At 45.7% G+C, this 26419-nt stretch carries 20 protein-coding genes; 9 read left to right on the top strand and 11 right to left on the bottom strand.

The features are described from left to right. The first annotated feature begins 791 nt into the window (after positions 1-791). Positions 792-1763, top strand: a complete 972-nt coding sequence (gene sds, locus QUB44_RS02710) for a solanesyl diphosphate synthase (protein ID WP_333362790.1) — start codon at positions 792-794, stop codon at positions 1761-1763. A gap of 97 nt (positions 1764-1860) precedes the next feature. Here the strand turns inward: sds and QUB44_RS02705 are convergent, their stop codons facing one another. Further along, positions 1861-2325 (bottom strand): hypothetical protein, encoded by a 465-nt coding sequence (locus tag QUB44_RS02705; protein ID WP_333164662.1) that lies wholly within the window; start codon positions 2323-2325, stop codon positions 1861-1863. A gap of 673 nt (positions 2326-2998) precedes the next feature. Between QUB44_RS02705 and QUB44_RS02700 the strand changes: the two genes are divergently transcribed. The 3 genes from QUB44_RS02700 to QUB44_RS02690 all read left to right on the top strand — a co-directional run bounded on the left by QUB44_RS02700 (position 2999) and on the right by QUB44_RS02690 (position 5461). After that, a complete protein-coding gene (locus QUB44_RS02700) occupies positions 2999-3349 on the top strand; it encodes a hypothetical protein (RefSeq protein WP_006635783.1) in 351 nt (116 codons plus the stop codon). Between the two features lie 107 nt (positions 3350-3456). Continuing rightward, a complete protein-coding gene (ycf46, locus tag QUB44_RS02695) occupies positions 3457-4977 on the top strand; it encodes a stress-responsive protein Ycf46 (RefSeq protein WP_333154480.1) in 1521 nt (506 codons plus the stop codon). A 130-nt stretch (positions 4978-5107) separates the two neighbouring features. Then, complete coding sequence (locus tag QUB44_RS02690) at positions 5108-5461, top strand: DUF1257 domain-containing protein (RefSeq protein ID WP_006635781.1); 354 nt, start codon at positions 5108-5110, stop codon at positions 5459-5461. Between the two features lie 188 nt (positions 5462-5649). Here QUB44_RS02690 and QUB44_RS02685 read toward each other — a convergent pair whose 3' ends face one another. From QUB44_RS02685 to QUB44_RS02665, 5 genes are all read right to left on the bottom strand, one after another. Then, entirely contained in the window at positions 5650-6900 is a 1251-nt protein-coding gene (locus QUB44_RS02685; protein ID WP_333362787.1) for a glycosyltransferase family 4 protein, read from the bottom strand. A gap of 61 nt (positions 6901-6961) precedes the next feature. After that, positions 6962-8203: an exopolysaccharide biosynthesis GT4 family glycosyltransferase EpsE gene (epsE, locus tag QUB44_RS02680; RefSeq protein ID WP_333362784.1), complete on the bottom strand. Its 1242-nt coding sequence runs from the start codon at positions 8201-8203 to the stop codon at positions 6962-6964. A gap of 117 nt (positions 8204-8320) precedes the next feature. Continuing rightward, on the bottom strand, positions 8321-8563 hold the full coding sequence (locus tag QUB44_RS02675; protein WP_333362837.1) for a glycosyltransferase: 243 nt from the start codon (positions 8561-8563) through the stop codon (positions 8321-8323). Next, positions 8496-9542 carry a glycosyltransferase gene (locus QUB44_RS02670; protein ID WP_333362781.1) on the bottom strand — a complete coding sequence of 349 codons (1047 nt, stop codon included), beginning with the start codon at positions 9540-9542 and terminating at the stop codon, positions 8496-8498. The genes QUB44_RS02675 and QUB44_RS02670 overlap by 68 nt, the downstream gene beginning before the upstream one ends. 46 nt (positions 9543-9588) lie before the next feature. After that, positions 9589-10602 (bottom strand): glycosyltransferase, encoded by a 1014-nt coding sequence (locus tag QUB44_RS02665; RefSeq protein WP_333362777.1) that lies wholly within the window; start codon positions 10600-10602, stop codon positions 9589-9591. 179 nt (positions 10603-10781) lie between these two features. Here QUB44_RS02665 and QUB44_RS02660 point away from each other — a divergent pair, with 179 nt between their 5' ends. Continuing rightward, on the top strand, positions 10782-11909 hold the full coding sequence (locus tag QUB44_RS02660; protein ID WP_333362774.1) for a glycosyltransferase family 4 protein: 1128 nt from the start codon (positions 10782-10784) through the stop codon (positions 11907-11909). 208 nt (positions 11910-12117) lie between these two features. Here QUB44_RS02660 and QUB44_RS02655 read toward each other — a convergent pair whose 3' ends face one another. From QUB44_RS02655 to QUB44_RS02635, 5 genes are all read right to left on the bottom strand, one after another. Continuing rightward, positions 12118-12633, bottom strand: a complete 516-nt coding sequence (locus QUB44_RS02655) for a serine acetyltransferase (protein ID WP_333362771.1) — start codon at positions 12631-12633, stop codon at positions 12118-12120. A gap of 144 nt (positions 12634-12777) precedes the next feature. After that, a complete protein-coding gene (locus QUB44_RS02650; RefSeq protein WP_333362768.1) occupies positions 12778-13359 on the bottom strand; it encodes a serine acetyltransferase in 582 nt (193 codons plus the stop codon). Positions 13360-13554: 195 nt separating this feature from the next. Next, positions 13555-14565, bottom strand: a complete 1011-nt coding sequence (locus tag QUB44_RS02645; protein ID WP_333362764.1) for a glycosyltransferase family 2 protein — start codon at positions 14563-14565, stop codon at positions 13555-13557. 213 nt (positions 14566-14778) lie between these two features. Next, positions 14779-16059 (bottom strand): glycosyltransferase, encoded by a 1281-nt coding sequence (locus tag QUB44_RS02640; protein WP_333362761.1) that lies wholly within the window; start codon positions 16057-16059, stop codon positions 14779-14781. Between the two features lie 304 nt (positions 16060-16363). After that, positions 16364-17281 carry a histone deacetylase gene (locus tag QUB44_RS02635; RefSeq protein WP_333362758.1) on the bottom strand — a complete coding sequence of 306 codons (918 nt, stop codon included), beginning with the start codon at positions 17279-17281 and terminating at the stop codon, positions 16364-16366. 77 nt (positions 17282-17358) lie between these two features. Here QUB44_RS02635 and QUB44_RS02630 point away from each other — a divergent pair, with 77 nt between their 5' ends. The 4 genes from QUB44_RS02630 to QUB44_RS02615 all read left to right on the top strand — a co-directional run bounded on the left by QUB44_RS02630 (position 17359) and on the right by QUB44_RS02615 (position 26342). Next, complete coding sequence (locus tag QUB44_RS02630; protein ID WP_333362755.1) at positions 17359-17868, top strand: hypothetical protein; 510 nt, start codon at positions 17359-17361, stop codon at positions 17866-17868. 653 nt (positions 17869-18521) lie between these two features. Next, positions 18522-23237 (top strand): response regulator, encoded by a 4716-nt coding sequence (locus tag QUB44_RS02625; protein WP_333362752.1) that lies wholly within the window; start codon positions 18522-18524, stop codon positions 23235-23237. Continuing rightward, positions 23203-25230: an adenylate/guanylate cyclase domain-containing protein gene (locus QUB44_RS02620; RefSeq protein ID WP_333362749.1), complete on the top strand. Its 2028-nt coding sequence runs from the start codon at positions 23203-23205 to the stop codon at positions 25228-25230. The genes QUB44_RS02625 and QUB44_RS02620 overlap by 35 nt, the downstream gene beginning before the upstream one ends. A 221-nt stretch (positions 25231-25451) precedes the next feature. After that, complete coding sequence (locus QUB44_RS02615; protein WP_333362746.1) at positions 25452-26342, top strand: alpha/beta fold hydrolase; 891 nt, start codon at positions 25452-25454, stop codon at positions 26340-26342. Positions 26343-26419 lie beyond the last annotated feature (77 nt).

Here is a 26419-nt window from a genome sequence, read left to right as displayed (position 1 = left end):
TTCGGCTGCCCAGCAGTACACTACTCGCCCAATCGAGTGATTTTAGCACTGCGTTGGGCCAACATCAGCAGTACATAAATAGTCATTACATAGCCGGCGGCCAGAATGGGAATAATTAGAGGAATATCGCGATAAATCATAATTAGAACCAAAAGTCAAGGACGAAGAGGAGGAGGACAAGTTCAAGACCTACTACATTAAGTCAGCACCCAAGACCATGCCTTGGTTCTGAAGGCTGTTTTTCCATATCAAGAAGCCTGCGGGAACATTTAGGCGTTCCCGGTCATCAATAATGATTTACTGCTTTACAGATGCTTAAACAGCCTAAAACCATCCACTTTAGCTGCTGTGAGCTACCGTGCACATAAGATGCGCTACTCTTAACTTCTGAAAACTTTTAGCCGCGAGGAACTAAAAATCTGTCCCAGAAATTTTGGCTGCGATCGACTAACAAGGCTGGCTCTACGAAACTTTTACAGGCACCTAACAGCTACCTGCCCGTCTGGCTGTACTTAATGTATAGAATTGTTTAAATCCTTAATACCCATAATAACACAGGGTTTCTGGGATTTAGAGATTTTTTGGCAGTGTCCTTAACAATTCGATACAATAGGGGCAACCCCTCTGGCAGCTGGCTACTCGCCTCTGGCAGGCGGGTGACTCCCATCGGGTGGTAGATGACAAATAACTGCCGATCGCCTAGATTTTTCTTTTCTATTGCAGAGAATTACCTTAAAATAAAGATATGATATGTAAAATTTTGTTACTTTACGGCTTGAGTCGGCGTATCCATGATCTCTAGCACTCTCCTATTTTCCTCGGTTGAAGAAGACCTGCGACTGTTGACAGAAAACTTAAAACAGTTAGTGGGTGCCCGTCATCCCATCTTGTACGCGGCTGCAGAATACTTATTCGGCACAAAGGGAAAACGAGTGAGACCCGCGATCGTTCTGTTGATGGCCAAGGCGACTATGCCCGATCGGGAAATCACAGAAAAACACCGCCGCCTCGCTGAAATCACAGAAATGATCCACACAGCTAGTCTCGTGCACGACGACGTGGTGGACGAGTCGGATCTGCGGCGGGGAGTGCCGACGGTTCACAGTCGGTTTAATAACCGAGTGGCAGTATTGGCGGGAGACTTTCTGTTTGCTCAATCTTCCTGGCATTTGGCAAATCTCGACAACCTGCCAGTAGTCAAACTGCTTTCAGAAGTGATTATGGATTTAGCTGAGGGGGAAATTCAACAGGGACTCAATGGATTTGACACCAGCTTGTCGATCGAAGCGTACCTCGAAAAAAGTTATTACAAAACAGCGTCTTTAATTGCCAACAGTTCCAAAGCAGCAGGCTGTTTGAGCGAGGTTTCAGCGGAAATAGCAGACGATTTGTACAACTACGGTCGCAACATTGGTTTGGCATTCCAAATAGTAGATGATATATTAGATTTCACCGCTTCAACGGAAACTTTGGGGAAACCAGCAGGCTCGGATCTCAGAAGCGGTAATCTGACAGCACCCGCACTATTTGCCCTAGAAGAAAAACCTTACTTGGAAGTTCTCATAGAACGCGAATTTGCCCAAGAAGGAGATATAGAGCAGGCCCTGGCACTGGTAGAAGGTTCTAGAGGCATAGAGCGATCGCGAGAACTAGCCACAAATCACGCACAGAAAGCCGTCGAATACTTAGCTGCCCTGCCCCATTCAGAGTCCCGTCAAGCTTTGATTGATTTGGCTGAATACGTTTTGAGTAGACTTTATTAGAGGTTAAAAAGTTACACTTTATTGGTAATGGGGAATTGGTAATGGGGAATTCCCAATGCCTAAAGCCCTGTTACCAATTAATAGAAAATTGAGTTGTTTAGGCAATATCCGGCGGTGGAGCAGATCGATACTGTTGCAAGTAAACGTTAATTAAACTCTGTACTTGCTCGCGAGGGATTTCCGTCCCGACTTCCTGATTTCCGGGACTTTCAAAAAAAACAATGCTGTCAAGACCTTCCAGAGCTATCATCTGAAATAAAATGTGAGTGACAGGCAAAAGCACCGGTCTGAGGCGATCGCCCCCAGCAGCCGCAGCCTGCGACGCATCTTTAATACTGTTCCAAGCATAAATCACCCTCTTCTCCCGTCCCGGTTGCTTGAGATTGCTCAAAACCACGATCGCCCAACTTTGGTCTACCGCTTGCAGGATCGAGTATTCGAGGTGCTGTAGCTGTTGGGCAATTAACACCAGGGCCGGGGCGATCGCCTTTAAGATTTCTGGCGTCGAACCGTCGGGCGGAGCTTTTTCGATCAATGCTTGAATCTGTTGGTCTAAATCCATCAGTCAGTTCTTTGATATCTAAAATTAAAAATTTCAGGTTAGCAGGTCCGCATCCAAGTATATATTACCCAGCACTGTCCTATTAAAGATAAGCTGACACCCATCTAAATTTAAGATTTTGCAGCCTAGAGTCCTTGTCGCGAGCATTTTGGCAAAAAAAGTAAGTGCGTAATACCTTACACAAGGTCATCCAAAAAGTCTAACCATAGGGTGCTGAGCGCTAGCCCTGTCAAGGTGTGTTAAATCTGAGCCCGATCAAAAGCCGAAAACGGTTATTTCACGTTCGGATTTTTCACACTTAAAGCTATAAAAACTGTTTGGGGGAGTTTGGTTTCAAAATAAAAACGCCCAAAGTTAGTAACCTCATGAGCGGGCTGGGTGCTGATGGCGCACCTTACCCCAGATGGCGACTCAAAGGATTTGTTGGCCCTACTCCTATATATCTATTGTTCATATTTATAGTTGGTCGATCGTCCTTGACGCTACCCATACCTGCCGATGCACTTCGGCCTCATCAGCTACAATCCCAACTTTTGCGTTGTTAACTGCCCCAGAGGCACCTCAAATGTAACGAAATATTACAAGATGACGCTAAAGCAGCATAGAGGCTTGACAGCAAAGAATTAAGCGGCTAATCTGATATACATACCCGGGTAAGTCAATTCACTGTCATATGCAAGAAAAGCAAAAAGTTACATTGTATCTTCCACCAGAACTGCATCGCCAGCTCAAAATCCGAGCCGCAGTCGAAACTGAACCGATGTCATCAATTGCAGAAAGGGCAATTGTCTTCTACCTAGGAAATCCCGAACTGGTTGACGAAGTAGAAGCCTCCTACGGACAAACCCATCGGGTATACAACTGTCCAGAATGCACGGGTTCAGTAGTAATGCGAGATGGAGAACTGGCATCCGTAACAAGTCAGCCGAGCGTATTGGCTGAACAGGATCTTCCAGTAAAGCAGGTGTCGGGCGTCAGTGCCAGCACGGCAAAACCGGGAGAGGAAGAATTGGTTCCCTGCTAAGAATGCCTTGCTTCCCCAAAAAGCTAAAACTGAAATTTTCAGTAAGAGAGCGAAGGGCAGCATTGAGATTCAGCAAAGATAGCACCGTCTCTAGTGGGTCGAGGACTATGCAAGAAGAGATCAGTATTCTAATCCAAGCTCAATATCCTCTGATCTACCTCGTGACATCCGAGGAAGAGCGGTGTGAGCAAGCAATTTCGACAATAGCTCAAGCGAAACCACAGCGACGAGTATTTATCTGGACTGTAACTCACGGCATTGTGGAGTATGGTCAACCCCGCACCACCACCCAACACAACACCGTCTCCCCAGAGGCAGCAATTGAATGGGTGATCAGGCAGCGAGAACCCAACAGTAACGCTAGCATCTACATTTTCAAAGATCTGCATCCTTTTATAGATTCTCCTCCGGTAACGAGGTGGTTGCGCGATGCGATCGCCAACTTCAAAGGAACGCAAAAGACAATTATACTGATGTCTCCTTTGCAGCAAATTCCGATCGAGCTAGAAAAGGAAGTAGTGGTATTAGACTTCGCCTTGCCCGACATGAAGGAACTAAACCAAGTATTGTCTGGTCAGTTGGAGCAAACTAAATCGCGACGCATTACCACAGAAGCGCGAGAAAAACTTTTAAAAGCAGCCTTGGGATTGACTAAGGACGAAGCTGAAAAAGTTTATCGCAAAGCCCAAGTTTCGACTGGGCGCCTCACAGAAGAAGAAGTAGACATAGTTCTTTCGGAGAAAAAGCAATTAATTCGGCGCAACGGCATTCTAGAGTTTATTGAAGAAGACGAAACCCTGGATGCAGTCGGTGGCTTAGAAGAGCTGAAGCGGTGGCTGAGACAGCGTTCCAACGCCTTTACAGAAAGGGCGAGAGAATACGGTCTGCCCCAACCAAAAGGGATGTTAATTCTCGGCGTACCGGGATGCGGAAAATCGCTGATTGCTAAGACCACCTCCCGCCTCTGGGGACTGCCCCTGCTGAGGCTAGATATGGGTAGAGTCTACGACGGCTCAATGGTGGGTCGCTCGGAAGCCAACCTCCGCAATGCCCTCAAAACCGCAGAATCCATCTCTCCAGCCCTCCTCTTCATCGACGAACTAGACAAAGCCTTTGCAGGAGGCACTGGTTCGGCAGACTCAGACGGAGGCACCTCCAGCCGGATTTTCGGTTCCTTCCTCACTTGGATGCAAGAAAAGACTTCCCCAGTCTTCGTAATGGCAACAGCCAACAGAATCGAGCGGTTGCCGGGAGAATTCTTGAGGAAGGGGCGATTCGACGAACTCTTCTTTGTTGATCTGCCTACCAAGGAAGAACGCCAAGATATATTTAAGATTCACCTGTCAAAGCGCCGTCGGGAAATTACTCGCTTCGATTTAGAGCAACTTTCCACTGTTTCCGAGGGCTTTTCAGGTGCAGAGATTGAGCAAGCGCTAGTAGCCGCAATGTACGAAGCCTTCGCTCAAGATCGAGAGTTTACGCAGCTAGACATCATCGCGGCCATTAAATCCACAATGCCACTGTCTAAAACAATGACCGAACAGGTCACCGCCCTGCGAGATTGGGCTAGACAGCGTGCACGGCCCGCTGCGTCTTCCGTCGCTGAATACCAGCGAATGGAATTCTAAAAGCTTTCTCCTGGTCCAAACAGGAGCAAAGGCTAGCAACAGCTAGCAGTTCGATTCAAGAGCCGCCAAGCGGCACCGTTAAATCCAGACCGTTGTTGTTTCTCTCTCAGTTGTATTAGGAGGAAATCCAATGTCTCACTTTAGCACACTGCGTACCAAAATCACCGATGCCGAAATCCTGAAAGCTTCCCTGCGCGACTTGGGCATTTCAGTCAAGTCAGAAGCTGATGTTCGTGGCTATAATGGTCAGCGCGTTCGCTCCGACATCGTGGCGATTCTCGAAGGCGAATATGACCTGGGTTGGTCTCGCAATAGCGATGGTTCTTTTGACCTGATTGCCGACCTCTGGGGCGTCGCCAAAAAGCACAATCAAACTGAGTTAATCAACTCCATCAACCAGAAGTACGCAGTCAACAAGACCTTGGCAGCAGTCAAGCAGCGCGGTTTGCAAAATGCCAACGTTAAGCTGGTAGTGCAAAACTAATTGATCTGCATGTTTCCAAGTTCGCGGGTTAACCAAACTAACGGGTTAACCCGTTTTTAGCTAGCTAGGATGTAGAGCGCGGTCTTTGGGCCACCACATACTTTTTAGCACCCCCAAGCAGCAGCTCTCCACGTGAAAGCTGCTGCTTTATGCTTTAATGGTCGGCTACCTAATGCATGGTCGGCTACCTAATGCTTCGGGCAATCGTCGATCGTTTGTTGATAAATTTCAAGTATTCGATCGACTTTGCGTTCCCAATCAAAATGCTGCCGGACTCGTTCCCGTCCCGCAGAACCCATACTCTGCCGCAATTCTGGTGAATGAGCGAGCTTGAGCATCGCATCTGTCAGTCCCTTGACAAATACTTCTCTAGAAGTCGGTTCTACTAAAATACCGCAAGTGGAATTCAGATAATCTGCGGGGCCGCCCCAGTTCGTTGCTATGACTGGCAAGCCCACTGCCATTGCCTCCATCACCACAGCCCCCCCAGGCTCCCGCAAACTGGGGAAAACCATTGCATCAGCTTGTTGCATTTTGAGAGCGCACTCCTCCTGAGACAGCCAGCCACTAAATACAACGCTGCTGTCGATGCCTAAACGAGCTGTTTGAGCTTCGAGTTCCCCTCGGATGTCCCCATCACCGATGATTTCCAAGACTGCATCAGTTTGAGCGACGACGGGCGCGAAGGCTTCCAGCAGCAAATCTACAGCTTTCCAGTCAATCAGCCGACCTAAAAAAATAAAATGAACTTGCCCGGTCGCTGCTCTTGATAAGCTAGAGTCCGATCGCCAGACCGAGAAATCCACGCCGTTTTCCACAAGTTTAATAATTTTACCCTGCACCCCAGATGCAAGTGCCTGCTTCGTACGATCGTTTGCCACTAACAGCGTCTCGGCTTTGATTTTACCGGGAAAAAGACGATTGAAAAAATCGACGCACTGGTGACCGAGATCGATTAAAATATCAATGGTAGGATTTTGGCGCGATCGAAAAGCCAGAGGAAATTTAACCGACGTGTTCATCGGCCCGATAACTACCGGCACCCCCAATCCGAACATCAACGAAGGAATTGTTGCCGAGACAGGTGTCGGTTCGTGTACAATATCCATCTCGTGTTCGCTCACCAGCCGTCGGACAATACGACGCTGTAGCACTTGAGTGTACAGGTGAGAGAGCAGCCCAAAAGTAAAGTCATTCACTCTTACAGGGATAAGTTGCCCGCAATTGTTAAGCAGCCGGTGCAGCCAAGTGTCGGGTACAAAGTGCATTCGATCGCCATCTTCTGGAAACAACGCTGTGAGTTCTGCCTGGGTGCGCGCGTGCGTCACCAACCATGTCTCTATGTGGCGCGATCGAAGTATCCGGAAGTAGTTGAGCGGCAGCAATGACTCGCCGCCGAATTTAGTTGAGGCATTCTGAGCAACAATTAAAATTCGCATAACTTGTTTGGGACTCAACTGGATGGATGTACTCTGAGATTAAATTTCTTCTTTGGAATAACTAAGACGGGTTAGTTATTCCTAGTTTTTCCAAGCACTGAGCTAAAGTTTCTGCACTACGGCCGTGGCTAAATTTGGCCATGATTTTTTTCCGAGCTTCCTGACTGAGGCTCAAAGCAAGTTCTGGATTTTGGAGGAGATTGGCGATCGCGTGTGCTAATTGCTCGGGGGCTTCAGGTTCTACAAGTAGCCCATCAATCCCGTCATCTATAAGCTCCTTTACTCCTCCTGACCCTGTAACTACTACAGGCATCTCCATTGCCATCGCTTCCATGATGGCGACACCTAGAGGTTCGTGCCAACTAGCAAGGACAAATACCTGTGCTTTTTCTAGGGACTCATTGACGGTATCTTCAGACACCGCACCGAGGAGGCTAACACAACTTTTCAAGCCAAGCTGTTCGATCAGCTTTTCTAACTCCAGGCGGTAGCCACTGCCACCCTGTTCGTCTTCTCCAGCAATTTGCAGCTCAACATTAAATCCTCGTTTTCGGAGTATATCTATCGCAGCAATCAAATCCGCATGACCTTTACATCTGTTGAGACGTCCGCAACTAAAAATGTGGCAAGCATCACTTCCATTCCATGCGGAGTATGGTATTTTTCTGTGGAAACGCGAGAGGTCAACCCCCATAGGAGCTATTTCAACCTTTTGAGGAAGATGACCCGCAAGGCATTTGTTCACTTCGTCATAAAGCTTTTTAGTAATGACTATTGCAAAAGCAGAAAAGTGCCATTTCTGTTCTTGGTTAGGGCCGTAGTCAGTTAGGGGGCCGTGCAGCGTCAGGCTATACGATACTTTTGAGAGTAATGAGGCGAACATCGCTATACTGGCGGCATTGGCACAGGAATGAACGTGGATGTGCGACCAACCTTTTGTTCTTGCTAATCCTGCTAGTTTGCCAGCAACAAAAACCAATGCCAAGAGTCGAACCTTTTGAGATAAGGATGTGTCACTTGCTTTGGCAATAACTGCGAGGCACTGCCACCATGCAGCGGGACCAGCTTTGAGAACCTCTACGACTGAGTTAATAAAATCTTTCCCAGCAAAGGGAAATAGATAAACAGTATTTTTTTGAGCTTCTTCTGCCCATACGTGAGAAGCGGTCGCTCTGGGGGGCGGTTGAGTTGATACTAAATCTGTTTCAATTCCAAGTTTTGCAAGAAATTGTCGCTCCCGCCAGAAAAAAATGTGTGTTTGTCCTGGAAATTGTGGAATAAAGTATCCAATTTTTGCCTTCATTTCGGACCTGCTTTCTAATTTTAACTCAACAATATCGCTCTACTATGTCGATGCACTAACACTTTTTTCACCGAGTGTTTTTTCGTAAATATCGACGATTTTTATGGCTTTGTTTTCTCACGCAAATTCTCTGGCTTTTTCGATCGCCTTAGTTGACATACTTTCCCGCAGCAGATCATCTTCGACTAACAGCTTAATTTTACTTGTCAATTCCTGGGTGAGATACTCTCTAGAAATCGGCTCGATCTTAAAACCAGTTTCTTCATTCACGTATTCACCAATACCGCCGTTATTAGCCACTATGCAGGGGAGTCCGCAAGCCATAGCTTCCATTACCACTGCGCCGCCAAACTCTCGGATCGAAGGGAAACAAAAAATATCGGCTTTTCTGTAATAATCCAGAGTTTCTTGTTGATTTACACCCCGAAAAGCTGACTATTTCGCCTAAATTAAGCTCCTTCACTCGGTTTTCCAAGTTTTTTCTTTCTGAGCCGTCTCCTACTATGCTTAAGCGGATTTTACTTTGAATTTCCTGGTCTAATTTCCCAATAAACTCAATTACAATATCGGCGCACTTGTAAGGAACTAAGCGACCCACAAAAAGCAGCTTGATCTTGGTAACATCTTTTTTATCAAGGATATTTATCTGATTTAAAAATTCCTCGGAAATCCCATTTTCGTAGAACAAATCAATTCTTTGATCTGGAATGGCAAACAAATCTTTTAGCATATTTAAAGTGTATTTTGAACCCGCTAAAACTTTGTCGGCTTTTTGGTAAGTTTTTACATAACCTGGAATTAATGCTCTACCAACTGCTCTCAAAAAGTTAAATTGAGCAAATTCTTGTCTTGCCGTTTCTTGAAAACCTGGGGGAAAGGGAATGCCCCCATTCACCGGCCCGATAATAAAAGGAGTCTGCTGGCATACACTTACTACCTTAAACGGATAGCGCGGCATCATGGGGGTAATTGCATGAACTATGTCATAATCTCCCTTGAGGATTTTTCCTCTGAATTTTTGATATACTTGTTGATTGAATTGCTCATAAATTGGGTAATTCAAGGCATGATAAATTGGCCAATTTACTCGCCCGCTTGCGGTAAGCTTTTCGACTACTTTATAATATTGCTTGGCTAACTTTCCTTCTTCGAGGTAGATAATTTTTTCATACTCTGGGTGTTTTTCAAGAGCTGGTTTATTTCTTATATGGGTAACGAGTGTCGTATCAACTAAATTGTTTATTTCTTGAAAAAAATTGTACCCAACCAAAGGTACTGATGCCCAGTCAGGATTGCACTGTTCTACAATTAGTAAAACTTTTAATTTTTTATTACTCATTTGTTTGCTACTCGGGGGTGGAATTTATGGGACGTTAGCTGTCATTCTAGCTGGCTGAATTAATAGAGTTGGTGGTTTTGTATTCGATTAGCTTGCTCTGCTGCCCCAGCAATCGGCGCTGGTGAAACTGGATTTGACCTTGTAGCTGGGGAAATTTGGCTAATACACATGACAAAGCGTAGATGGCTGCGTCTTTAGTTGTGAGCTCCCGATACTTTATATAATAGTTATAGGTGCGATAGGTTGCTAAGGGGTAGCCACTCAATAGTAACAAGCTCCAGCCTTTTGTCGGCAATGTCATTGTCAAGGCTAGGGCTGGCAAGACTAAGCCCCAAAACCAGGTGCTGCGCGTTTCTTTGACCCAATGTCGCTCTGGTTCGCTTCCGTGCATCCAGGAACCTTCTGCATAGGCGTGACCCGCTCTTTGAGATCGCTTCCACCACTGAGCGAAACTGGTCATTTGCGCGTCGTGCAGGGTCATTTCTGCGTCTAAGCGAAGAATTTTCCAACCTTCTTGGCGAAGTCGCAAGCACAGTTCGGGTTCTTCGCCGGCTATTAGTGCGGGATTGAAACCATCGACTTGCTGAAATGCGGTGGCGCGCATCATGGAATCGCCACCGCAGGCTTTGGTTTCGCCGATGGGGGTATCCCACTCGATGTCGCACAATTGGTTGTAGATGCTGGCTTCGGGGTATCGTTCGCGCCTGCGCCCGCATACTGCTGCTACGTCTGGTTTGGCTGCGAGTTCGCTGTAGGCCCGATCGAGCCATCCATCAACTACTTCGCAGTCACCGTCCACAAATTGGACAAATTCGATGTCTGGCGCTAGTTCCAGCAAGCGGGCAAAGCCTTCGTTTCTGGCGCGTGCTGCGGTAAACGGTATAGATAAGTCTAATTCTACTGTATCGGCTCCGATCGATCGGGCTAACTCTAGGCTACCGTCTGTTGAGCCGGAATCGACGTAGACGACGCGGGCAACTTTGTCTGTGGCCGAGACTAGGCATTGGCGGAGGCGCTGCCCTTCATTTCGTCCGATCGCTACTAATCCAACTTGTTTCAACTCTTACCTCTTAAATTCGACTACTGAGCTGTTATTTTAATTCTTTAGCGACACTTAAAATAAGTTCACAATATCTTTATATTGTAACTTCTATGGAGCTGCGGTTTTCGGTGTTAAACTGCGTCTAGCTTATTCTGTATTAAGCCACACCAATCATTTTAAGTCAAGCTTGGTCAAAAATGCTGAATTTAAGTTCTTTGTTCACAATTTACTGTAACGATCGGGAAGTCAGCCATACATTTTTTTCACTCTGCGAACAGTGGAATTACCCTGACTTTAAAGTCCGCATGGTTGTTCCGAATTGCGAGCCGTCATGTCGCAGATCGAATCTTGTAGAATCTGTACCCAGATACCTCAAATGGCTATATTACCGCAACGCTGACGGACCTAGAGATTGTACAGAAAAGTTTTTCCTCAGAGATCTCAATAATTTTGATGCAATTTACTTGTGGCCTAACACTTCGATCGAAACCTTTAGGAAAGTGAAGCAACAGAGAAAACCCATTTTTTTGGAGCGCATCAACTGCTATACAAAGCAGGCAAAATTTATTATTGATGATGCTTCCAGCCGCTTGGGAATCGCTCCCCAACACAAAATTACTGCTGATATGATTCAGCAAGAGGAGGAAGAAATTAGTTTGGCTGATTTCATTTTTTGTCCGAGCCCCGATGTCAAAAAATCTTTTATGGGAGCGGGAGTTCCCGAACATAAACTGATCCTTACCAGTTACGGGTGGTCTCCCAAGCGCTTCCCGAATTTTTCGCTCGACAAGGCACTGTCAGACACGATTACTGTTATCTTTGTGGGCAGTGTTTGCGTCAGAAAAGGAGCTCATTTGCTGTTGCGGGCTTGGGAAAAAGCGGGAATTAAAGGCAGACTACTGCTTTGCGGAAGTATGGAGCCAGCAATTGCTGAAACTTGCAGCAGCATTTTAGCACGCTCAGATGTAATTCATAGGGATTACACCAGCGATATTGCCCTTGCTTATCGCGAAGCTGACTTTTTTGCCTTTCCCAGTCTCGAAGAAGGTAGTCCGCTGGTTACTTATGAAGCGATGGCTAACGGTTTGCCAGTTCTAACGTCCCCTATGGGAGCGGGCAGCATTGCCCGAGATGGCAAAGATGGCATAATTGTTTCGCCCTATGATGAGGAAGCGCTAGTGACGGGCTTGCAACAGTTAGCAGGTTGTGCCGAGTTGCGGCTTCGGATGAGTGACTCTGCCCTCGAGCGGGCACAGGAATTTACGTGGGAAAAAGTTGCACGGAGGCGCGCTGAGTTGGTACTCGAAAGATTGAAACCAGGTTGAAAAGTGAGAGAAAAAATTTGAGGTTTTGGATCTCGCGCGACTGAAAGCAGCGGGTTTTTGTTAATTTTTAAATCCCAAATCCTAGCTGTTGGCAACCAATCCAATTTTTTTCAATTTTTACTTCTTGAATTCAACTACTGAGTAGTTCTTGTAATTTAATAAAAATCGAGCTAATTTGCTGTTTTTTCTGCGACTTCTATAATTTTTATCAGACTTTAGGGGTCTTTTTTTCGATAATTTTTGCGGGAATTCCCACTGCGGTTGCACCTGGTGGCACGTCACAAATCACCACAGCATTGGCACCAATCAAAGCATGATCGCCGATCGTTACGGAGCGAATAATTTTCGCTCCTGCACCGATATCGACGTGACCGCCGATTTTGACATCAGCAACAATTGTCACCTGTTGAAGAATCAGACAGTTAGGGCCAATGGAAGCACTGGGATGAATGACAATGCCATTAGGATGAGGCAGCAGCAGTCCTCCTTGTATTTGGCAATTTAAAGGGATGTCTGTTGCAGTTACAACGCTCCAGAATCGATACTCGATGATGTTCAAACGGCATAAAAAATAGCCTAAAACCCCACCCTGCTGCTGCCACTTTTGATAGTTGCGGATAGATTTGAGCAGTTGGCGACTGGGTTCCCACCACTTGCTAGATTTTTCGCGGCTCCAGTCTGCTTCTGTAGCAGAAACGATTGGCTTAGTGATTGACTCAACCATTGTTTGTGGAATATTTTGATAATGTTGACAATTGTGCCTATTTGTGAAGTTTAGCTTAACAGGCATCTCTAACTTGAGTAGATAGATTGATTGAATCTCCGCAGAGTTATAGGAGGAAGAAAAAGGCACAAGGAAGACAATGATTTAAGTATTGTTTTCAGCAGGGCGGGATTTGATAATTTTGGCTGGGATACCAACGGCAGTTTGACCGGCTGGAATGTCTGATAAAACTACAGCATTGGCACCGATATTTACGTCGTCTCCTAGGTTGACCTTGCCGAGGATTTTTGCACCAGCGCCGACGTTAACCCGATCGCCCAATTGAGGGGATTCTAGCGGTTTGTCCAAATAGCGGTTTCCCAACGTTACACCTTGGCGGATAATGCAGTCGTCGCCGATCGTACAATATCCGTGAATAATAATAGCGTTTTGATGTTCAATCACCACGCGACGACCGAGCTTCACAGTGTAAGGCAAGTCTATCCCGTAACTATTGCGGACTTTTCGGTAGAGTGATCGATAAATAATGCTCAAAGGAGCTCGCAGTAATTTCGGTTCTACCTGCATTCTCCAGACGCCAAAACGCTGCACTGCTACGGCGCGAAATCCCGGTTTTGTCCAATCTCGACCATGAGCAATCCAGTCTTCTTTAATTTGCTGCCACAGTCCCAGGCCGGGGTCTTCTACTTGATTTTCACTGGTGATTAAGTTTTGCTCAGTTACCATAAGCTCTAATTCACATTATTTATTGTTTACTCTATTGCTAGATGCCGACGATATTAATGGGTCTATCAGGTTTTTAAGGAAGGAGCAATCCGGTTTTATTGATCGAGAATACTAATTTCTCGGCTGCATCATAAAATATTTTGCTTGCCTAGGTTAACCTCGTTTAGTTGGCTTTGACCGATTTACCAACTCCCTTTAAAAGTTTTTGGATTTTTCAATCTTACCCCCCTTAAAAAATACACTATTTAATACAAAATCCCTCAGTAATTGTGGTGGATCGCCATCTGGTTTGCCTTGAAGTACGCGGCGCACCCTCCAGGCTGCAAAACCCGAAGCCCAGGATACATCAGTTAATGCTGTGTAAACCAAGCCGTAGTTTTTGATAAAGTACCTACGTCGGGAATCAAACCAATAGGTGGGCAGCCGCTTGGCGGGCTTTTTGGTGTCAGTGACGCCTGAGCTTTGGCCGACTAAGTGCACAACGCGACTTTCGGGTACGTACCAGCAACTCCAGCCAGCTTTGTTCGCTTGCAGACAAAAGTCCATTTCTTCGCAGTACATGAAATAAGCTTCATCCATCAAGCCAATCTTTTCAAATACTTCGCGACGGACGATCATGCTGGCTCCCGCTACCCAATCAGTTTGACAGGTTTCTTGGGAAATGGGAGGCGCTGCGGCCCAGTTGGCTAATAACTTCGATATAAAGCCTGTCCGCCAACCAAAATCGAGTTCGGTAAAGAGGTTGTGAAACCGAAAAGCTGACTCCTGGGGCGTGCCGTCTGGGTCTTCCAAGCGGCTGCCGGCGATGCCGGCTTCGGGATGAGTGTCCATGAAATCGACAAGGGCTTTTAAGGCACCGGGGCGAACTATGGTGTCTGGGTTGAGCAGCAGGAAGTAAGGGGGGGGATTGGTGGATTGGAGGGCGGGACGGATCAGGGCGTTGTTGCCGAAGGCAAATCCGCCGTTGCGGTCTAGAGGAACGAAGGATGCCCATTCATTCCAGCCTTCTGAGGCGATCGCACTACTAATTTCTTCGATGGAGCGATCGCCTGAAGCATTGTCGCCAACTACAACTCGCATACCAGGCAGCGATTGAACTTCGCTAACTAGAGAGCGCAAGCAGTCAATTGTCAAACTAGAGGTTCGGTAGTTAACAATGACAACCAGCAGTGGATAGGGGTGATTGGACTCGCTGGCCTTCGACATAAGTACCGTTGTTTGTTTAACAACTTTTTAGCTCAAGTTGTACCCATCTGGCAAGCTGGAGCGATCGCCCTCCTGCAGGTATTGCCTAAGTAGATGAGTGGGAAAATACACAAGTAGTCAAAAGCGAGGGTCACTCCGTGAAACGAAGCAATCCCAAAGGTTATGGCAGCTTTACACTCGGTTACACAGCCAGGTTTATTTGCGCCTACCTACTTACTTTGTTGATTGCTCCAACATCATTAACAAAAGCTGCCACCGCTGCCGGTGCATTTCTTCGTGAGTCAGGCTGCGAGAATATTTCAGACCTGCCATGCCCATATTTTGAAGTAGGCTCAAGTTTTCTCCCGAGTGTTTGAGCAAGTTTGCTAAAGCAACGGGGTCATTGCAATTACCGATCAAGCCTGTGATGCCGTTTTCGATGCAGTCGCGGAGTCCGGCTGTGTTGTTTGCCAGTACCGATACAGCCTGGGAATAAGCATCGTATACTATTCTGGGCTGTTCGTCTGAGGTGCTGGGAACCACAACAGCATGATATTGTTGCAGCCGGCTGAAGAATTCTCTGCCGTAAGGAATAGTTCCCAAAAGTTCGATCTGTACCGATTTGTGCATCGCCTTGCTGGCTGCTTGGCAGTTGCTTAACAGTTCGCCTTCACCTAGTATGTCCAGCTTGACGGCAATGTTTTCCTCGTCCAAGATTTTCATTGCTTCTAGGAGAACTAACAGGCCTTTCTCTGCAATCAATCTGCCCGCAAATAGAATTTTTAGTTGTTTGGGCGAGGCAGACAGTTTTTCGTGCCATATTTTTGTCGCGTCTGCTTCCGAAATAATATTTTCTTCATCTATCCACGAAGCATGAATTATCTGACTTTGTTTGTGTCGTTTGGTTAATAAACTTTGCCGGTATTCTGCCTGTGTAAAAATTGTCAAGTCGGCGTTGTTGATGCACCAGCGACTCAATGTTTCGTATATGTAAGCTTTAATTTTGGCTTTAATGCTGGCAGGGGTGCCCGGTAGCAGCCGCCACGGTGCGGACTCGACTATGAGCAGGTATGGTTTCCGCTGTATCAGGACTATTGGCGTCACTAACCATGCCATCGGAATCGGCCAGCCTGCTACGGCACTATGTACGATATCTGAAGATGCGATCGCGCCCCAAAGCTGGACAACCGTTGCCGGCAGCAGCAATATTGCTTTTGCCAAGCTATCTGCGGAGGGAAGGTCAATAAATTTAGCATCAGCAAATGATGTTTCCGAATCCACCTCTATTGTATTTTCGGGGGGGGTTTCTCGCACGCCCGGAGATGCTAGCGTGAAGTTTTTCAAATACTTGAAGTGTTGGGTTAGGTCTTTAGCCCACATTAAATCGATATACCTGCTGCCTTTGGAATCGTAGAAGGATTTGATGTTGATGACGAGCAGGTAGCGCTTGTCTATGGGCATCAAAGTCGGTTCTTTAGCCCCATCTTCTCTGATACTTAACGAGTTTGATTCCATAAAATACACTACGATTGAACGCCATATATCTATTGTAAAAGACTGTTGGCGAATTCGCAGGGGGTGTTACCCCTCACCCCTGGAACGCAGCATTTTCGTTCGCTATTGGTAGTTAATAGCTATATAGTCAATTAGACATTTACTCTAGACTCACTATTTTTATGGGTGAGGGGTGAAGCCCTTTACTGATTCGCCAACAGTCTCTTGTAATGCCACTTTAGCCAGATTTTAGTAAAAATTATACCTTAAACACGCAATATCGCCAAACAATACTGAAGTGAATTTTAAATCTCGCCGCTCTGGATCAAAGTCGATACAGCCTGTAGGCTTGACTGGCGGCTCGGTGCAGCAGCGAATGGCGGTAAACTAACCCCTTAGCGTCATCGGAATAGCCCCCGCCAATCACGCAGGCAACGGGATAGCCGCCAGCCAAACACGCCGTCAAAACTTGCATTTCCCGGCGAAATAAGCCCGTATCAGTTAAAGCTAATTTTCCCAGTTTGTCACCGTGATGAGGGTCTACTCCAGCATCGTACAAAACTAAATCTGGCTTGACATTTGAAAGCAAATCTGGTAAGAATTTATCCAATGTTTGTAAATATTCGTCGTCCTCCATACCGACAGGCAAAGGTACATCTAAATCGCCCTTTTGTTTAGTGCCGGGAAAATTGACTTCGCAGTGCATCGAGAAAGTAAAAACGCTGCTGTCATCTTGGAAAATTACGGCGGTTCCGTCTCCTTGGTGGACATCTAAATCGACAATTAAAACTTTGCGAACTAAACCATTTTTTTGCAAAACGCGAGAGGCGATCGCCAAATCATTAAAAATACAAAAACCAGACCCAAAAGCAGGGAAGGCGTGATGAGTTCCGCCCGCAGTATTGCAAGCCAAACCGTAGTCTAAAGCGAGTTTTGCAGTTAGTACAGTTCCTGCAACCGCAGTGCAAGTGCGGTTAGCCAGGGCCCGACTCCAAGGCAGACCAATTCGCCGAGTTGCTTTGTTATCGAGCGTCCCGTTGCAGTAAGCTTGAACATAGGAGTGGTCGTGGACTAATTCAATCCATTCTTGAGGGGGAAGTTCGGGAGCGTGAAATTGCGATTTATCTGCTACCCCGTCCGCGAGCAGCATCTGGTAAAGCATCCGAAACTTGGCCATCGGGAAGCGGTGAGCCGGTGGCAAAGGTGCAACGTAATCTTCGTGGTAAATAATTGGTAAGTCCATTAAAATTATTGTATAACGAATGAATCTCCAATTGAACGCCTGCAATCTCAAATTAAAACTCGCTGGAGAACCTGTATATGCAACAACTAAAAACAGTCTGGCAGTCCGGCAGCACCGACCCCGAAAATGCTGACAATCTCGATAATATCAGTCAGTGGTGGGGAAACCTGAACGGCAAAGAAATTAGCTGGGTAGAGCGATTGATTCCGCAAATCGGAGGTCTGAGCGAAATTCACTGGCACCCCCAGCGTTTTGACGAAACATTTGTGATAGTCAATCCCGAAATTCGGGAGGAAACTCTCTATTGGTACAAACCTGATTCTCCTGTCCAACGTAACAACACTGTTGACAAACTAGAACTTGACAACTTGCAACAGCAATTGTACATCTATCCTCAGTTGGAGGCGGAACTGGTAATTCGCGTAGGAATTCCCGAAGTTAAATATCAAACACTTGAATTAAACAATCCCGAAATCGCCTTGGGCGAAGATAATCTGCTGCTGCTATGGGAATCTGACCAAGAACTAGAAATTAAAATTTACTTTAGCAGTGAAAATATTGCTAAACTTAAGGAATTGCTGGCATAGAAAAGACAGAGAAAATAGTTTATATGGTAGGCTTTGGCTGCGGGGTGGATTGCTATGTGCTCTTAGTTACCTATAAATATCTTAAGACTGATGGGCGGGTGGGTCAAAACCGAGGTTTTTCACAGCCATACTTTGTTGCAGCGAAAAGAGTAAAAAAAACAGTTTCTTCCCCTCGCGGTATGTCCAGGTGTTTATCTCTGCTAAAACCCTTTGAATGTGGCAGCATAATGTCCAGAAACTTGCGTTATCCTCCTGGGACTTTTAATGCTAAAGTCAAGCAAAAAACTGTCCTGCGCGCATCAACCGGGTTGAACGAAAATACTTTGTCCTAGCTTTTGAACAAAGTTAAAAAACCCGCTTGCTTTGGTCTGGAGTGCCCAAGCGATGATTGTTTTTCGGCACACTTAATTTGTACCGCAAAAAAGGTGATTTGTTTTGACAATAAACTGTGGTTAAGTAGGGTTAATTTGAGTGAAAACTTAAGACAAGCAACCAATAAGTTTAAAAAAAAGAAGGTGCGTTAGTTGATGGCTAATATCTAAAGTTAATCCTCTATTTGCTGAGTTTGAAAATATTTAATAAATAATGATGATCGAAAGCAATCGCTAAATTTATTAAATCATCAATCTGCTTCTAGCACTAAAAACATCACAATGACCCGACAAAAAATGATATTTGACAAAGAAAGTATTCACATTTTAATTATTGATGATCAGCCCCAAAACCTGCGGTTTATATCAAATATATTGACGAAAGAAGGGTATAAAGTTCAGCGGGCGATTTCGGGAGAAATGGCGGTTAATGCTAATTTAACCGTTCTCCCAGACTTAATTTTGCTAGATATTGCCATGCCCAAAATGAACGGATATGAAGTATGTGCTAGACTGAAATCTAACGAGAAAATGAGGGAAGTTCCGGTTATTTTTTTGAGTGTTTTTGAGGAAACTTTTCACAAAGTCAAAGCTTTTGAAGTCGGCGGTGTTGACTACATTACTAAGCCTTTTCAAGTGGAAGAAGTTTTAGTGCGGATCGAGAGTCAATTGACTATACAACAGTTATCAAAACAATTAAAACAGCAGAATGCCCAACTGCAACAAGAGGTAGAATTTCGCAAGCGAACAGAACAATCACTCCGGGAAAGCAAAGCGCGGTTGCAGAAATTGGCGGTCAATATACCGGGAGTTCTTTATCAATTTATCAAGAAGCCCGATGGAAGTTTTAAGTTTGAATATATTAGTTATGCTTGTCGGGAGATTTACGAATTAGAAAGTGAGGAAATATTAAAAAATCCCGACTTTTGCTTCGATCAAAATCATCCAGATGACCACGAATATCTGGTAAAACAAATTGCTACTAGCGCCCAAACTTTAGAACCTTTTGCCTGTGAATGGCGGATTATTACACCGTCGGATAAACTCAAATGGCTGCAATCTAATTCTCGGCCAGAAATGCGCGATAATGGCGATATTGTTTGGTATGGCGTACTTTTTGATATCACCGATCGCAAGCACGCAGAAATAGAAATGGCAGGAGCTAAAGCTGCTTTAGAACGGCAAGTTCAGCGAGAATTGCTGATTGCAAAAATAACTCAAGAAATTCGCTCAAGCTTGCAGCCAGAAAAAATATTTCAAATAGCTGCAACTCAAATCGGTCTGACATTCTGCGTCAATCGCTGTTTGATTCATACTTACGTTACTACTCCCCAAGTCGATATTCCTCTGGCGGCGGAGTATGTCGAACCGGAGTGCGAATCTATTCGGAACGTACCTGTTCCAATTTGGGGCAATCCTCACGTCATACAAATGATGATACAAGATCGGCCGATCGCCTCCAACAATGTTTATTCAGACCCTCTGTTGCAAGCTGTTCAACCTATTTGCCAGAAGCTTGGGTTAAAATCGATGCTGGCAATTCGCACTTCCTACCAAGGCAGGGCAAACGGCGCTATCGGTTTGCACCAGTGCGATCGTTATCGGGAATGGACTTCCGAGGAAATCGACCTATTAGAAGCTGTGGCGGCTCAAGTAGGGCTCGCTATCGCTCAAGCTACACTGATCGATCGAGAAAAAAACCGAATTCAGCAGCTCGATCGGCAAAATAAAGTGCTGCAAGCAGAAATTCGCACCCGCATCTGCGCTGAGCAAGCTCTGCAAGAATCGGAAGCAGAATTGCGGGCTATTTTTGCCGCCATGACTGACACAGTTTTAGTGAGAAATGCAGAAGGGCGCTGCCTCAAAATCGCTCCGACAGCATCAAAGAATTTGGTGAAGCCTCCAAGCGAAATGATTGACAAAACCGTCCACGAAGTCTTGCCCGAACCTGTGGCAGATTTGGTATTAAATGCCATTCAACAAGCTTTAAAAACGAAGCAAAGCATCAATGTGGAATATAGCTTTACAATCGGAGATCGCGAAGTTTGCCTCGACGCTAAAGTTTCTCCGCTTTCTGCAGAATCAGTGATTATCGTAGCGCGAGATATTAGCGTTCGCAAACAAACAGAATCTGCACTCCGAGAAAGCCAGCACTTCATTCAGGCGATCGCCGATTCCAATCCCAACCTATTGTACGTTTACGATTTAATTGAACAGCGGAATGTTTACAGCAACCGCCAAATTGCGACGATGCTCGGATACAGCGCCCAAGAAATACAAGATATGGGTACAGCAATGATGCCAACGCTGCTCAACCCCGACGATTTGCCAGAAGTTTTTGAAAGCGTCCAAAAAGTGGAGCGAGCCAAAGACGGCGATGTCATTGAATGTCAATACCGCATGAAACACAAAAACGGTGAATGGCGGTGGATGCACAGTTGGGATACAGTATTTCTCAGAACAGCCGATGGTAAACCCAAACAAATTCTCGGCACTGCTAATGACATCACAGACCGTAAATTAGCCGAAGAAAAACTGCTAGCATCGCAGCAAAGAATCTCATTTTTATTGCAGCAAACGCCGATCGCAGTTATCGAGTTAAACCTCAATTTAGAAATTATCACTTGGAATCCCGCGGCCGTTGCTATTTTTGGCTACAGTGAGCAAGAAGCGATTGGTCGTGTCGCCTCCGATTTGATCGTACCTGAAAGCTACCACCCGCAATTATCTGAGATTTTCAATCACGACTTGAATGCCAAATCCAGCGGCACTACCGAAAATCTGACTAAAGACGGCAGAATTATCATCTGCGAGTGGTACAATACTCAGCTAATTGACGATAACGGTACAGCAATCGGCATTGCTTTAATGGCTGTAGATATTACCGAACGCAAGCAAGCAGAAACCGAACTGCAAGAAAGTGCTTTACGACAAAGAGCGATCGCCCGCATCATTGAAAGAATGCGGCAAACTTTAGATATCCGAGAAATTTTTCACGCCACAACCCGAGAATTGCGCCAAACCATGAAGTGCGATCGAGTCGCTATTTACCGTTTCAATCCAGACTGGAGTGGCGAATTTGTAGCCGAATCCCTTGATCGCAAGTGGGTTTCTTTCATCCAAGCACAGGAGACCGATTCTAACCTTACTGAAGGCGCTTTAGACAGCGAACTTTGCCTTGTCCAAAAATTAGATAGTATCTCACCAGAAGTCCACGATACCTATTTGCAACAAACCCAAGGCGGAGCCTACAGCCGAGGTAAAACTTATCTTTGTGTCCCAGATATTTACAAGCAAGGTTTCGATAATTGTTACATCCACTTGCTAGAAAAATTTCAAGCTAAATCCTACATTATTGTACCAATTTTTTCTGGCAAAAAGCTCTGGGGATTACTAGCATCCTATCAAAATTCTGCTCCCCGCCAGTGGACTGAAGCAGAAATCAACGTTGCAGTTGATGTCGGTACTCAGCTAGGAGTAGCATTACAGCAAGCGGAATTGCTCGCCCGCACTCAAAGGCAGTCCATGGAACTGATTAAATCCAAAGAAAACGCCGAAGTTGCCAACCGCGCCAAAAGCCAATTTCTAGCTTCCATGAGCCACGAACTCCGCACACCTCTCAACGCCATTCTCGGTTTTTCCCAAGTCATGGCCCGCAACAGTTCTATCACGGAAGAACAAAAAGAATACATAGAAATTATTAACCGCAGCGGCGAACATTTGCTAGAACTCATTAATGATGTTTTGTCAATGTCCAAAATAGAAGCAGGTCAAATTACCATCAATCCCAGCCGTTTCAATCTCTACAACCTTCTCAACAGTCTCAAAGAAATGCTGCGACTAAAAGCCAACTCAAAAGGTTTGCACTTAATCTTTGAAAATGCCGATGATTTGCCGCAGTACATTCAAACAGACGAAGCTAAATTGCGGCAAGTTTTAATTAACCTGGTCGGCAATGCGATTAAATTTACTCAACAGGGAACCGTTACTTTGCGCGTCAGGAGCCAAGCTCAAAAAGACGCCATAGAAGAAAACAAATCCCAATTGTATTTTGAAATTGCCGACACGGGTCCAGGCATTTCTCCCTTGGAACTTTCCACATTATTTAAGCCCTTTGTACAAACCGAAACTGGTCGAAAATCCATGCAGGGAACTGGTCTGGGGTTGCCGATCAGCCAACAGTTTGTCCGGATTATGGGAGGTGATATTGCTGTGAAAAGTCAAGTCGGTCAAGGCACAACTTTCAGCTTTAATATCTGGGTTAACTTAGTAACAGAAAGTGATGAACAAGAAAAATCACCGATTAAACAAGTTATTGGTTTAGAAGCCGGACAAGACATTTATCGGATATTAATAGTTGAAGATGTAACGGAAAATCGCCAACTGCTGCTTAAGCTGCTGGTACCCCTGGGATTTGAAGTCCGGGAAGCAACTAACGGTCAAGAAGCAATTGCTTTGCATTCAACTTGGAAGCCGCACTTGATATTAATGGATATGCTGATGCCCGTGATGGATGGGTATGAAGCGACAAGACAGATTAAGAAAACTCTCGAAGGTAAAGAAACAATAATTATTGCCCTGACGGCCAGTGCTTTTGACGAGCAGCGGCAAATAATTTTGTCTGCGGGTTGTAACGATTTGATATGTAAACCGTTTCGGGAAGAGGTACTCTTTGAAAAGATAGCGCATCATCTCAACCTGCGTTATATTTATGAGAAAGAAAACTTATCTAGTTCTTTTTCAACACCGACGCTGCTTAAAAGTTTGACCACCGAGGATTTGAGTGTAATGCCCACAGAATGGGTGGTCGAGTTGCACCGAGCAGCACTTTGTGTTGACGACAACCGCATCCTCGAACTGATCAAGCAAATTCCCGAAACTGAGGCAAATCTCGCTAACGCTTTAACAGATTTAGTCGATAATTTTCGGATAGATATCATTATCGATTTAACTCAATTATATTATGATGAACGACCATCCATTACCAGCAACTCCTAAAGACATTCTGATCGTTGACGATATGCCGGATAATTTGCGACTTTTATCCACTATGCTGACATCTCACGGGTATCATGTCAGGAAGGCTATTAACGGACACTTGGCTTTGCAAGGGGCACAAATATCTCCTCCCGATCTAATTTTACTAGATATTAATATGCCACAAATGAACGGGTATGCAGTTTGTGAGCAGTTAAAGTTAAGCGAAAAAACAAAAGATATTCCGGTAATTTTTATTAGTGCGCTAGATGACGTGCTGGAAAAAGTTAAAGCTTTTCAAGTAGGAGGAGTGGATTATATTACTAAACCGTTTCAAGTAGAGGAAGTCTTAGCCCGGGTTCAAAACCAACTTTCCCTTCGTTCGCTGCAATCCAAACTGCAACTGCAAGCTAGGGAACTGCACGATCGCAATTCGAGATTGCAGGAAGAAATCGCAGAACGGCAGCGGGCTGAAGAATCAATCCGGTTTTTGCTGGAAACGACGCGGGCGATCGGCGAAGCTGTAGACTTTCACTCAGCTTTAGAAGTAATTCTGCACCATGTTGGCGAAACAATCGGATGGGATGTAGGAGAAGCTTGGATTCCCGATGCAGAAGGAACTGTGCTGCAATCTGCCCGGGGCTGGTATGCGAGTAACGCCAGGATGGATGCGTTCCGCAGGCAAAGCGAACAACTGACATTTGCCATGAATATAGGGCTGCCGGGACGAGTTTGGGCATCCAAGCAACCGGAATGGGTAGAAGATATTTCCAGGGGCTACCCGCATTTTCTCAGAAGTAAAATAGCACTAGAACTCGGATTCAAAGCTGGTTTTGGCGTGCCGATTTTGGTAGGCAATGAAGTATTGGCAGTGCTAGTTTTCTTTAAAATTTCGTCTGCTGGGAAAGACGCACGATTTATAGACGTTTTTAATGCTGTCGGCACTCAATTAGGTTCTTTGATTCAGCGCAAACAAGCAGAAGAATTGCTGCGTATTGCTCAAGAAAAATATCACAGCATTGTAGAAAATGCGATGGAAGGCATTTTTCAAAGCACGCCTTCAGGAGGCTATCTCAGCGCTAATCCAGCTTTGGCAAAATTGTACGGTTACGACTCGCCAGAAGAACTGATGTCCCAGATTAACAATATTGCTCAGCAACTGTATGTTGACCCGGAACGCCGCCTCGAATTTGTGGCTGCTATGGATGCTGAAAATGCCGTTTCGGGGTTTGAATCTATGGTATGTCGCAAAGACGGGCGCCGGATTTGGGTGTCAGAAAATGTTCGGGCTGTTCGAGATTCAAAAGGTGAGCTGCTCTACTATGAGGGTACTGTTTCTGACATTACAGAGCGCAAATTAGCGCAAGAAGCGCTAAAAGTTCAACAAGAACAAAGCGAGAAGTTGCTGTTAAATATTTTACCCAAACCAATCGCAGAACGCTTGAAGGCAGAGCAAAGCACGATCGCCGACAGTTTTGCCCAAGTAAGTGTTTTATTTGCTGATATTGTTGGCTTTACTGAGTTGTCTGCTAGAATGTCTCCCACCGAGTTGGTAAAGCGCTTGAACGTGATTTTTTCGCACTTCGACCAGTTAGCTGAAAAGTACGGTGTGGAGAAAATTAAGACTATTGGCGATGCTTACATGGTAGTCGGGGGATTGCCTACGCCGAGACAGGATCACGCCGAGGCGATCGCCCAAATGGCCCTGGGAATGCAGGCAAAAATAGCAAAGTTGTGCGCCGAGACAGGGGAAAAACTGGCAATTCGCGTTGGCATCAATTCCGGGCCGGTGGTTGCGGGAGTAATTGGTGTTAGCAAGTTCACTTATGATTTATGGGGAGATACGGTGAATGTAGCGGCGAGGATGGAAGCTACGGGTTTTGCAGGCAGCATTCAAGTTACTGATGTTACTTATGAGCTTTTGAAAGATAAGTATTTGTTTGAGAGGCGAGGCGTGATTCCGGTAAAAGGTAAGGGGCATATGATGACTTATTGGTTGCTACAAAAAAAGTAAAAATGGGAATTGGGAATTGGGAATTGGGAATTGGGAATTGGGCATGGGGAATTGGGCATGGGGAATTACAACAAATAACAAATAACCAATAACCAATAACACATAACAAATAACACATAACCAATAACCAATAATTCATGACTACTGACTACTGACTACTGACTACTGACTACTGACTTCTGCTATGATGAAAGTAGTTAACGAAACTTTACATAATAGCCGTGACTGCACAACAATTAGTATCTGCAACGAGTTTTGAAAAGCTAATTTGGACTTGGAAAGGTCACAAAATCCAATATACCGTCCAAGGAACCGGCCGCCCTCTGATCTTGATTCACGGATTTGGGGCTTCGATCGGACATTGGCGGCAAAATATCCCCGTACTCGCGGCCGGCGGCTATCGCGTATTTGCTCTGGACTTGCTGGGATTCGGTGCTTCCGCCAAACCAGCCCTAGATTACACTCTGGAATTGTGGGAAGAATTGCTGACTGATTTCTGGGCGGATATGGTACTAGAACCGGCGGTATTTGTCGGGAATTCGATCGGCGCTTTGCTGAGTTTGATGGTAGTCGCCAACCATCCAGAAATATCAGCCGGCGGTGTCTTAATCAACTGTGCTGGCGGGCTCAACCACCGGCCCGACGAACTGAATTTCCCGCTGCGAGTAGTGATGGGGACTTTTACTAAATTAGTTCGATCGCCCCTGATCGGCCCCTTTATGTTCAACAACATCCGCCAAAAACACCGCATCCGCAACACCCTGCGCCAAGTCTACGGGAACCGCGAAGCGATCACGGACGAACTCGTAGAACTCCTGCACGCCCCCTCCTGCGAGCCCGGAGCTCAACAAGTGTTCGCCTCGATTCTGACAGCCCCTCCAGGCCCTCAACCGTCAGAATTGCTGCCCAAAGTCGATCGTCCGTTATTGGTACTTTGGGGCGCAGACGACCCTTGGACGCCGATCGCCGGCAGCCAGATCTATCAACAATTGGCCGCCAACGATAAACCAGTGAAATTTGTTTCAATTCCCAACACAGGCCACTGTCCCCACGACGAGCGGCCGAGTGAAGTCAACGCTCTGATTTTGGACTGGCTGGTGGAAGTGAAGTAAAATTTTTCTGCTCAAGGCCACCCTTGGGCGATCAAGTCAAACCCTTGCATTGCAAGAGTTTTGTCTCGCTCCACCGC

Origin of the sequence: Microcoleus sp. AT3-D2, from assembly GCF_036705715.1 — a bacterium.
GTDB lineage: Bacteria > Cyanobacteriota > Cyanobacteriia > Cyanobacteriales > Microcoleaceae > Microcoleus.
This window is presented reverse-complemented; position numbering and strand designations above follow the sequence as displayed.

What these genes read in the sequence shown, in the direction of transcription:
- sds (WP_333362790.1), top strand. Translation starts at nt 792, where the DNA reads ATGATCTCTAGCACTCTCCTATTTTCCTCGGTTGAAGAAGACCTGCGA.
- QUB44_RS02705 (WP_333164662.1), bottom strand. Translation starts at nt 2,325, where the DNA reads ATGGATTTAGACCAACAGATTCAAGCATTGATCGAAAAAGCTCCGCCC.
- QUB44_RS02700 (WP_006635783.1), top strand. Translation starts at nt 2,999, where the DNA reads ATGCAAGAAAAGCAAAAAGTTACATTGTATCTTCCACCAGAACTGCAT.
- ycf46 (WP_333154480.1), top strand. Translation starts at nt 3,457, where the DNA reads ATGCAAGAAGAGATCAGTATTCTAATCCAAGCTCAATATCCTCTGATC.
- QUB44_RS02690 (WP_006635781.1), top strand. Translation starts at nt 5,108, where the DNA reads ATGTCTCACTTTAGCACACTGCGTACCAAAATCACCGATGCCGAAATC.
- QUB44_RS02685 (WP_333362787.1), bottom strand. Translation starts at nt 6,900, where the DNA reads ATGCGAATTTTAATTGTTGCTCAGAATGCCTCAACTAAATTCGGCGGC.
- epsE (WP_333362784.1), bottom strand. Translation starts at nt 8,203, where the DNA reads ATGAAGGCAAAAATTGGATACTTTATTCCACAATTTCCAGGACAAACA.
- QUB44_RS02670 (WP_333362781.1), bottom strand. Translation starts at nt 9,542, where the DNA reads ATGAGTAATAAAAAATTAAAAGTTTTACTAATTGTAGAACAGTGCAAT.
- QUB44_RS02660 (WP_333362774.1), top strand. Translation starts at nt 10,782, where the DNA reads ATGCTGAATTTAAGTTCTTTGTTCACAATTTACTGTAACGATCGGGAA.
- QUB44_RS02655 (WP_333362771.1), bottom strand. Translation starts at nt 12,633, where the DNA reads ATGGTTGAGTCAATCACTAAGCCAATCGTTTCTGCTACAGAAGCAGAC.
- QUB44_RS02650 (WP_333362768.1), bottom strand. Translation starts at nt 13,359, where the DNA reads ATGGTAACTGAGCAAAACTTAATCACCAGTGAAAATCAAGTAGAAGAC.
- QUB44_RS02645 (WP_333362764.1), bottom strand. Translation starts at nt 14,565, where the DNA reads ATGTCGAAGGCCAGCGAGTCCAATCACCCCTATCCACTGCTGGTTGTC.
- QUB44_RS02640 (WP_333362761.1), bottom strand. Translation starts at nt 16,059, where the DNA reads ATGGAATCAAACTCGTTAAGTATCAGAGAAGATGGGGCTAAAGAACCG.
- QUB44_RS02635 (WP_333362758.1), bottom strand. Translation starts at nt 17,281, where the DNA reads ATGGACTTACCAATTATTTACCACGAAGATTACGTTGCACCTTTGCCA.
- QUB44_RS02630 (WP_333362755.1), top strand. Translation starts at nt 17,359, where the DNA reads ATGCAACAACTAAAAACAGTCTGGCAGTCCGGCAGCACCGACCCCGAA.
- QUB44_RS02625 (WP_333362752.1), top strand. Translation starts at nt 18,522, where the DNA reads ATGACCCGACAAAAAATGATATTTGACAAAGAAAGTATTCACATTTTA.
- QUB44_RS02620 (WP_333362749.1), top strand. Translation starts at nt 23,203, where the DNA reads ATGATGAACGACCATCCATTACCAGCAACTCCTAAAGACATTCTGATC.